Source organism: Verticiella alkaliphila (genome assembly GCF_018904615.1).
GTDB lineage: Bacteria > Pseudomonadota > Gammaproteobacteria > Burkholderiales > Burkholderiaceae_B > Verticiella > Verticiella alkaliphila.
On record NZ_JADCNH010000047.1, the window covers coordinates 22,413 to 30,688 of the forward strand.

Annotated in this window: 8 protein-coding genes; 3 read left to right on the forward strand and 5 right to left on the reverse strand. The window is 67.4% G+C overall.

Annotation, left to right across the window (positions count from 1 at the left end):
• Nucleotides 1–8: 8 nt before the first annotated feature.
• Nucleotides 9–785 carry an enoyl-CoA hydratase/isomerase family protein gene (locus tag IMZ29_RS19940; RefSeq protein WP_216187407.1) on the reverse strand — a complete coding sequence of 259 codons (777 nt, stop codon included), beginning with the start codon at nt 783–785 and terminating at the stop codon, nt 9–11.
• On the reverse strand, nt 782–2,002 hold the full coding sequence (locus tag IMZ29_RS19945; RefSeq protein WP_216187409.1) for a CaiB/BaiF CoA transferase family protein: 1,221 nt from the start codon (nt 2,000–2,002) through the stop codon (nt 782–784). The genes IMZ29_RS19940 and IMZ29_RS19945 overlap by 4 nt, the downstream gene beginning before the upstream one ends.
• Before the next feature lie 89 nt (nt 2,003–2,091).
• Between IMZ29_RS19945 and IMZ29_RS19950 the strand changes: the two genes are divergently transcribed.
• The gene (locus IMZ29_RS19950) at nt 2,092–3,030 is read left to right on the forward strand and encodes a LysR substrate-binding domain-containing protein (RefSeq protein WP_253207310.1); all 939 of its coding nucleotides are present in this window, start codon (nt 2,092–2,094) and stop codon (nt 3,028–3,030) included.
• 86 nt (nt 3,031–3,116) lie between these two features.
• Here IMZ29_RS19950 and IMZ29_RS19955 read toward each other — a convergent pair whose 3' ends face one another.
• A complete protein-coding gene (locus IMZ29_RS19955) occupies nt 3,117–4,046 on the reverse strand; it encodes an electron transfer flavoprotein subunit alpha/FixB family protein (RefSeq protein WP_216187411.1) in 930 nt (309 codons plus the stop codon).
• A 1-nt stretch (nt 4,047) separates the two neighbouring features.
• A complete protein-coding gene (locus IMZ29_RS19960; RefSeq protein WP_216187413.1) occupies nt 4,048–4,800 on the reverse strand; it encodes an electron transfer flavoprotein subunit beta/FixA family protein in 753 nt (250 codons plus the stop codon).
• A 155-nt stretch (nt 4,801–4,955) separates the two neighbouring features.
• Here IMZ29_RS19960 and IMZ29_RS19965 point away from each other — a divergent pair, with 155 nt between their 5' ends.
• Together IMZ29_RS19965 and IMZ29_RS19970 are read left to right on the forward strand one after the other, a co-directional pair.
• Nucleotides 4,956–6,380, forward strand: a complete 1,425-nt coding sequence (locus tag IMZ29_RS19965) for an FAD-binding oxidoreductase (protein ID WP_216187415.1) — start codon at nt 4,956–4,958, stop codon at nt 6,378–6,380.
• Entirely contained in the window at nt 6,367–7,071 is a 705-nt protein-coding gene (locus tag IMZ29_RS19970; RefSeq protein WP_216187417.1) for a FadR/GntR family transcriptional regulator, read from the forward strand. The genes IMZ29_RS19965 and IMZ29_RS19970 overlap by 14 nt, the downstream gene beginning before the upstream one ends.
• Before the next feature lie 107 nt (nt 7,072–7,178).
• On the opposite strand, the gene IMZ29_RS19975 is transcribed toward IMZ29_RS19970, so the two are convergent.
• A complete protein-coding gene (locus IMZ29_RS19975) occupies nt 7,179–8,105 on the reverse strand; it encodes a histone deacetylase family protein (protein WP_216187419.1) in 927 nt (308 codons plus the stop codon).
• Nucleotides 8,106–8,276 lie beyond the last annotated feature (171 nt).

The following is an 8,276-nucleotide window of genomic DNA, read 5'->3' on the forward strand; positions in this document are numbered from 1 at the left end:
CCTGCTGCTCAGCGCCCGGTGAATCGGGGCGCGCGCTTCTCCTTCCAGGACAGCGCCCCTTCGGCGATGTCGTGCGATCGTTCGGAATGACGTACCGCCGCCTCGATGGCCTGCACCTGCACATCCCCCTGCGCAATGAGGTTCAGGTGACGCTTGACGCCGAGCAGCGGGATCGGCGCCATCTGCACGAGCTGCGCGGTGAGCGCCTCGACACGATGCGTGAGCGCATCGGCGGGCACCAGCGCCGTCAGGAACCCGATGCGCTGCATCTCGTCGGCATCGAGCTTCTCGGCCGTAAGAAAGAGCCGCTTGGCCGTATCGAGCCCGAGCCGCGACACGTAGCGGCGCAAGCCCCCCGGATAGAAGTGCAAGCCAAGCCGAGTGGCTGGCATGAACATATTGGACTCGGGTGTGCCGATGCGAAAGTCGCAGGCCAGCGACAGGTCCGTGCCGCCGCCATACACGCCGCCCTGGATGGCCGCGATCGTCACGGGCCGCGCGGCTTCCAGCACGTCGATCGTCTCGCCGAAATACAGCGAGCTCGGCGCATCAGCATCGGCGAGCGCGCTGATGTCGTAGCCGCTGCAGAAGTATTTGCCCTCGGCCAGAATGCGCAGCACCAGCACGGCGTCGTCAGCGTTGACGGTGGCGATGTGCTCGCGCAACGTGGCGAGATCCTGCGGACTGAGGCGGTTGGCCTGCGCCGGGCGGGCGAGGCGCACGGTGGCGACGGCGCCCTCGACCGAGAGCTGCGGGGCCTGACCCGCCTTGGCATCCGTGCTCATGCCTGCACCTCGGTCAGCTCGGCCTGGTGCACGACGCCTGCGGCGAGCAGCCGGGCGATCGTCGCCGCATCCAGGCCATGGCCGGCCAGGATCTCCTGCGTGTGTTGACCGAAGACGGGTGGTGGCAGCCGCATCGACGTGCCATCCCACGCGGCGCTGGTGGAGATGGGCAGGTCGACCTGGCGCAGGGTGCCGACTTGCGGGTGCTCCACGCTCTTCACCAGTCCGCAGGCCTGGACCTGCGGATCATTGAACACGTCCTCCAGGGTGTTGATGGGCCCGGCAGGAATCCCGTTGTCGATCATCTCGCGCGTCCATTCCATCCGGGTGCGCTGCTTCAGGCGCGTCTCGAGTTCGTCCTTCAAGGCATGGCGATGGCGCATGCGCTCGGCGTTGGTGAGAAAGCGCGCGTCCCGCGTGAGTTGTGGCACGCCCAGGATCTCGCACAGCCGCACCCACATCTGCTGCGTGGCCGGAGCAAGATTCAGCGGGCCGTCAGCGGTATCGAAGGTGCCGTAGGGGGCAATCACCGGATGCACGTTGCCGCACGGCTCGGGCACGTCGGCCAGGCTCAGGTAGCGCTGGCCCTGTACGCTCAGTAACGCCATCAGCCCGGCCAGCAGCGAGGTCTCCACATGCTGGCCACGGCCGGTGCGCTGGCGCTCTACCACAGCCGACACGATGCCGATCACGGTCCACAAGCCGGCGGTGAGATCGCCCACGGCAGTGCCCACGCGCATCGGCCCGGCCTCCGGCGTGCCGGTGAGGCTCATGAAGCCGGCGTAGCCCTGTGCGATCTGGTCAAAGCCCGCCCATTCGCGCGCCGGCCCCTTGCTGCCGAAACCCGAGATCGAGGCGAGGATGATCTCGGGACGCTCGGCGCTCAGCGCCGCGTAGCCCAATCCCATCTTGTCCATCGTGCCGGGCTTGAAGTTCTCCACGACGATGTCGGATTCGAGCGCGAGCCGCCGCACGAGCGCGAGGCCCTCAGGTTGGCGAAAGTCCACGCCCATGCCCTTCTTGTTGCGATTGGCGCTCAGGTAGTAGACGCTCACGTCCTCGTCGAAGGGGCCCCACTGACGCACCATGTCGCCGTCCGGGGTGGGCTCCACCTTGATCACCTCGGCGCCCAGGTCGCCCAGGATCATCGTGCTGAAAGGGCCTGACAGGGCTCGGGTGAGATCCAGCACCTTGAGTCCGGCGAGGGGCAATGTCATGTCGTGTCTCCTGATCGATGGAGACAGTCTAGGGACACTTCACCATAGGTTAAAAATAGGGAATTCCGATCCCACCATAAGGCCAACTTATGTCGATCAGCCTGCGCCAGCTCAAATACTTCGTCCAGGTCGTCGAACTCGGCAATCTCACCCGGGCGGCTGAAGCCCTGCACGTGGCCCAGCCTGCTTTGAGCCAACAAATGGCTTCGCTCGAAGATTTGCTTGGGCTGACGCTGCTCGTGCGCGGGCCGCGAGGGGTCACGCCGACCGCGGAAGGCGTCCTGCTGCACCGGCACGCGCAGACGATCCTGCGTCAGGTGGACTCGACCCCGGGGCTGCTGCGCCAGGCCGCCGATCACATCACGGGCACGGTGTCCGTGGGCCTCGCCTCGAGCACGGCACGCATGCTCGCCCTGCCCCTCATCCAGCAGGTCAAGGCCGAGCTGCCCGCCATCGTCGTGGAGATCGTGGACGTGCCCAGCGCCGATCTCACGAAGTTCGTGCTGCAGGGACGCGTGGACTTTGCCTTGTCACCCGATCAGCAACCGCTGCAAGGCCTCACGCACGAGCGCCTGATCCGCGAGGATTTGCTGCTGCTCACCCATCCTGATGTGCGCCTGCGCCGGCGCAAGCCGGGCATCGCCGACATCGCCGGGCTGCCGATGATCCTGCCGAGCCCGCCCAACACCCTGCGCGCGCGGGTGGATCACGCGTTCCTCACAGCCGGCTTCGCGACGAACCTGTATGCCGAGGCCAGCACCTCCGCCATCCTGATCCCCGCCGTGGCCGCGGGCTTGGCCGCCACCCTGCTGCCGTACTCTGCCGCCCACCATGAGATCGATGCGGGCACGATCCACGCCCACACGACAGCGATGGGCCTCACGCGCGAACTCGTGCTGTGCGCGAGCGACGCGCAGCCGCTCACCGTCGCGGTGAGCCGCGTGGTGGACGTATGCAAACGCGAGATCCGGCGGCTGGTGCAGTCGGGCACGTGGCAGGGGTGTGCGCTGGTGAGTGCCGGTCCATGAAAAAAGCCCGGCGCCCTCGCAGCATCCTGCCGCAAGCGCACCGGGCTTTCAGCCACCCCTGTCAGGGCAGCCACTCGTCACATCGCTTACAGCGACTTGGCGAGTTCGGGAACGACCTTGAAGAGGTCGCCCACCAGGCCGTAATCGGCCACGCCAAAGATGGGGGCTTCCTCATCCTTGTTGATGGCGACGATGACCTTCGAGTCCTTCATGCCGGCCAAGTGCTGGATAGCGCCGGAGATGCCGACGGCCACGTACAGCTGCGGGGCCACGATCTTGCCGGTCTGGCCGACCTGCCAGTCGTTGGGGGCGTAGCCCGCATCGACGGCGGCGCGCGAGGCGCCCAGGGCAGCGCCCAGCTTGTCGGCGAGCTCGTCCAGGATCTTGAAGTTCTCGGCGCTGCCCAGGCCACGGCCGCCGGAGACGACGATCTTGGCACCGGCCAGTTCCGGGCGGTCGCTCTTGGCGACTTCGCGGCTCACGAACGAGGCCTTGCCCGAATCGGCGACGGCTTCGATCGTCTCGACGGCGGCCGAGCCACCGGTGGCGGCCACGGCGTCAAAGCCGGTGGTACGCACGGTGATGACCTTCACGGCATCGGCCGATTGCACGGTGGCGATGGCGTTGCCGGCGTAGATCGGGCGTTGGAACGTATCGGCGGATTCGACGGCGGTGATGTCGGAGATCTGCGCGACGTCCAGCAGCGCGGCCACGCGCGGGGCGATGTTCTTGCCCGAGGCGGTAGCGGGGAACAGCACGTGGCTGTAGTTCTTGGCGATGGCCAGGACCTGGGCGGCCGCGTTCTCGGCGAGCTGGTCGGCAAGATGCGGGGCGTCGGCCAGCAGCACCTTGCTCACACCGGCAGCGGCCTTGGCGGCGTCGGCCACGGCTTGCGCGCCGCTACCGATCACCAGCACCTCGACGTCGCCACCGATCTTGGCAGCAGCGGCGATGGTGTTGAGCGTGGCGCCCTTGAGTTCCTTGTTGTCGTGTTCAGCAATGACCAGGATAGACATGTCAGATCACCTTCGCTTCATTCTTGAGTTTGTCCACCAGGGCGGCCACGTCGGCGACCTTCACACCCGCCTTGCGGCCGGGAGGCTCGGAGACCTTCAGGGTCTTCAGGCGCGGGTTGACGTCCACGCCGAGGTCGTCCGGCTTGACCGTGTCGAGCGGCTTCTTCTTGGCCTTCATGATGTTGGGCAGCGTCACGTAGCGCGGCTCGTTCAGGCGCAGGTCGGTGGTGACCACGGCCGGCAGCGTGAGAGCGATGGTCTCCAGACCGCCGTCGACTTCACGGGTGACCGTGACCTTGCCGTCGGCGACTTCGACCTTGCTCGCGAACGTGGCTTGCGGCCAGCCCAGCAGCGCGGCCAGCATCTGGCCGGTCTGGTTGGCGTCGTCATCGATGGCTTGCTTGCCGAGGATGATGAGCTCGGGCGTTTCCTTGTCGGCCACGGCCTTCAGCAGCTTGGCCACGGCCAGGGGCTGCAGATCCACACCGGTGGTGTCGATCAGGATGCCGCGATCGGCACCGATGGCCATGGCAGTGCGCAGGGTTTCCTGCGATTGGGTGGCGCCGGCGGACACGGCGATCACTTCCGCGACCGTTCCCTTTTCCTTCAGGCGCACGGCTTCTTCCACCGCGATTTCATCGAACGGGTTCATCGACATCTTGACGTTGGCGATGTCGACCCCGGATTGGTCGGACTTGACGCGGACCTTGACGTTGTAGTCAACCACGCGCTTGACGGGCACCAGCACCTTCATGAAGCGGCCTCACTTGTTGAACCCGGCTGCTGCCGGGTGGATTCGAATTCTGCGAATGACTTTATGGTTATCGGGGCGGGGGACCATGCTAAGATGCCCTCGCCAAGTCTTCAGATAACCTGAAGACCCTCAACACTACCACATTCCCGGCCGCGATGACGCTTTTTCATGCACTGCAGCAAACCCTGGGCAACCAGCACGTTCTCACCGATGCCGATGCAGCGCCCTACCTCACCGATTGGCGCGGCCGCTATACCGGTAATGCCGTGGCCGTGGTGCGCCCGGGGAACACGGAGGAAGTCGCCGCGGTGATGCGCCTGTGCGCCGAGCACGGCGCGCCCGTCGTGCCGCAGGGTGGAAACACGGGCCTCGTGGGCGGTGCCACGCCGGACGCCTCCGGCAAGGCCGTGGTGATCAGCCTGGCGCGCATGAACCGCGTGCGCCAGGTGGACACGGACAACGACACGATGACGGTCGAAGCCGGCTGCGTGCTGCAGACGCTGCAGGGCGTCGCGCGCGATGCGAACCGGCTCTTCCCGCTGTCGCTCGCGGCCGAAGGCAGCTGCATGATCGGCGGCAACCTCGCCACCAACGCCGGCGGCACGCAGGTGCTGCGCTACGGCAACACGCGCGAACTCACGCTGGGCCTGGAAGTGGTCACGCCTCAAGGCGAGATCTGGAACGGCCTGCGCGGCCTGCGCAAGGACAACACCGGCTACGACCTGCGCGACCTGTACATCGGCAGCGAAGGCACGCTGGGCATCATCACCGCGGCCACGCTGCGCCTGTATCCGCTGCCTGTCGCCCGCTGCACGGCTCTGCTCGCCTTGAAGTCGGTGCCCGACGCGGTGACCGTGCTCTCGCGCGCCCGCGCCGGCTTCGGTGCCTCGCTGACGGGCTTCGAGCTGATGTCCAGCGCCTGCCTGGAACTCGTCACTCGCATCTACCCGCAGCAGCGCCTGCCGCTGGAAGGCCCGGTCGAGCAGCACGCCTGGTACGCGCTGCTCGAACTGTCCGACAACGAGAGCGAAGCCCATGCGCGCGAACGCTTCGAGGCCGTGCTGGGCGCCGCGCTCGAGGACGACCTCGTGCAGGACGCTGCCATTGCCGAGAACCTGTCGCAAAGCCACGCGATGTGGCACCTGCGCGAAAGCATTCCTCTCGCGCAGGCCGAGGAAGGCAAGAACATCAAGCACGACGTGTCGATCCCGATCTCGCGCATCGCAGATTTCGTGGCCACGACCGACGCCGCCCTGCAGGTGCACTTTCCGGGCGTGCGCAACATCACCTTCGGCCACCTGGGCGATGGCAACCTGCACTACAACGTGCAGGGCTCGCGCGGTGAAGCCGAGGCGCAACTGCTTGCCCGCCAGGACGACATCTACCTGCTCGTGCACGACAGCGTGCATGCCTTCGAGGGCTCGATCAGCGCCGAACACGGCGTGGGTCAGTTGAAGCGTGACGAGCTCCTGCGCTACAAGAGCGACGTGGAAGTGCGCCTCATGCAGCGCGTGAAGCAAGCCCTGGATCCGCAAGGCCTGATGAACCCCGGCAAGACCGTGCAGGATGGCTCAGCCTGATCCCCTGCCCCGGTCCTCGCTCGCCGACGAGGTCGCGGGCGAGTTGCGCCGGCAAGTGCTGGCGGGCGAAGTCGCGCCCGGCGCCAAGCTGCCCTCGGGCAGCGTGCTCGCTGCGACCTTTGGCGTGAGCATGTCCGTCATCCGCGAGGCCATGTCGCGCCTCAAGCATGACGGGCTGATCCGCATCGTGCAGGGGGCCGGCGCCTTCGTCGAGGCGCAGACCCGCAGCCCGGCGTTCCGCATGGACGTCCATGGCCAGCAGGACCGGCTGGCGTGGGTGTTCGAGCTGCGCCTGGCGGTGGAGACGGAAGCCGCGGCGCTCGCGGCCGCCCGTTGCACGCCACAGCACATCGCCGAGCTGCGCGAGGCGTTGACCGACATGGAGGCGGCTTTCAGCAATGGTGGCCCCGGCACGGACGCCGACGCGAGGTTTCATCAGATCGTGGCGCGCGCCACGGGCAATCCGCTCTTCGTGGAGATGTATGCCTTCCTGGCCTCGCACATCGCGGCGGCGATCGATACGGCACGGCTGAATTCCACGCTGCAGGGCACGTGGCGAGAGGCGCACGACGAGCACCTCGAGATCTTCGCCGCCCTGCACGCTGGCGACCGCCTGGGTGCGCGCGCCGCCATTCAACGGCACATCCGCAACGCGGCAGGGCGTCTGGGGCTCGACACCAGCCAGGTGTAGGACGCGGTCGCCGGCACTGCGGGCACGTCGTGTCGGACGGTGCCGCACCGCGCGCCCACCCCGGACAACAAACGCGCAGCCCGGGCAGCGACCGTCGCCCGGTCGGCTCAGCCGATGCCGGCCAGCGCCCGGATATGCGCCGCGACACTGCGGCCCAGCGCCGACAAGGCGTAGCCGCCTTCCAGGCAGCTCACCACACGCCCTTGGGCATGCTCGCGCGCCACCGCCATGATCTGTTCCGTGATCCACGCATAGTCTGCCTCGACCAGGCCTAACTGGCCCATGTCGTCCTCGCGGTGGGCATCGAAGCCCGCAGAGATCAGGATGAGCTGCGGCCGGTGGGCGTGCAGCCGGGGCAGCCATTCGTCCTGCACCAGCGGGCGCACGATGCCACCATCCCCGTAGGCCGAGACCGGCAGATTGAGCATGTTCGGCGCGGGGTTGCGCGTGCCACTGAAGGGGTAGAACGGGTGCTGGAAGAAACTGCACATCAGGATGCGATCGTCACCCTGCAATGCCGCTTCGGTGCCATTGCCGTGGTGCACGTCGAAATCCACCACGGCCACACGTGACAAGCCGTGGGCTTCGAGCGCATGGCGCGCGGCGATGGCGACATTGTTGAAGAAGCAGAACCCCATGGCCTTGTCCGGCTCCGCGTGATGCCCAGGCGGACGCACGGCGCAGAAGGCCGTGTCGGCGTCACCGCCCATCACCGCATCGACGGCCGCCACCGCGGCACCTGCTGCCCGCCAGGCGGCCGCGAGGGTGTGCGGATTCATGAGCGTGTCCGGATCGATAGGGTAATAGCCCTCCGCCGGCACCTGCTGCGTGAGGCGCTCGACGTAGTGCGCCGCGTGCACGCGCGTCACCGCCTCCGGCGGCGCGTTGGGCGCCTCGCGCTCGATGAGTTGCGGCAGCACCCCGGTGGCCAAGAGGTGATCCGCGATGGCATCCAGCCGCTCCGGGCATTCCGGGTGCCAGCTCCCCATCTCGTGGCGCCGGCAGTCTCCATGGGTGATGTACAGTGTTGTCATACGCGTGATTATGCGCGCTGCACCGCGTGCGGGGAATCCTGTGGATGCGCAGCGCCTGCGCCTTCTGACTGGAACCCCATGCGACTGCCCGCCGCCTTCCTCGCCCTGACTTCCACCGCCTGGCTCGCCGGGTGTGCCGCGCCCGCCGCACCGGCCGTGGCGCAGCCCGCG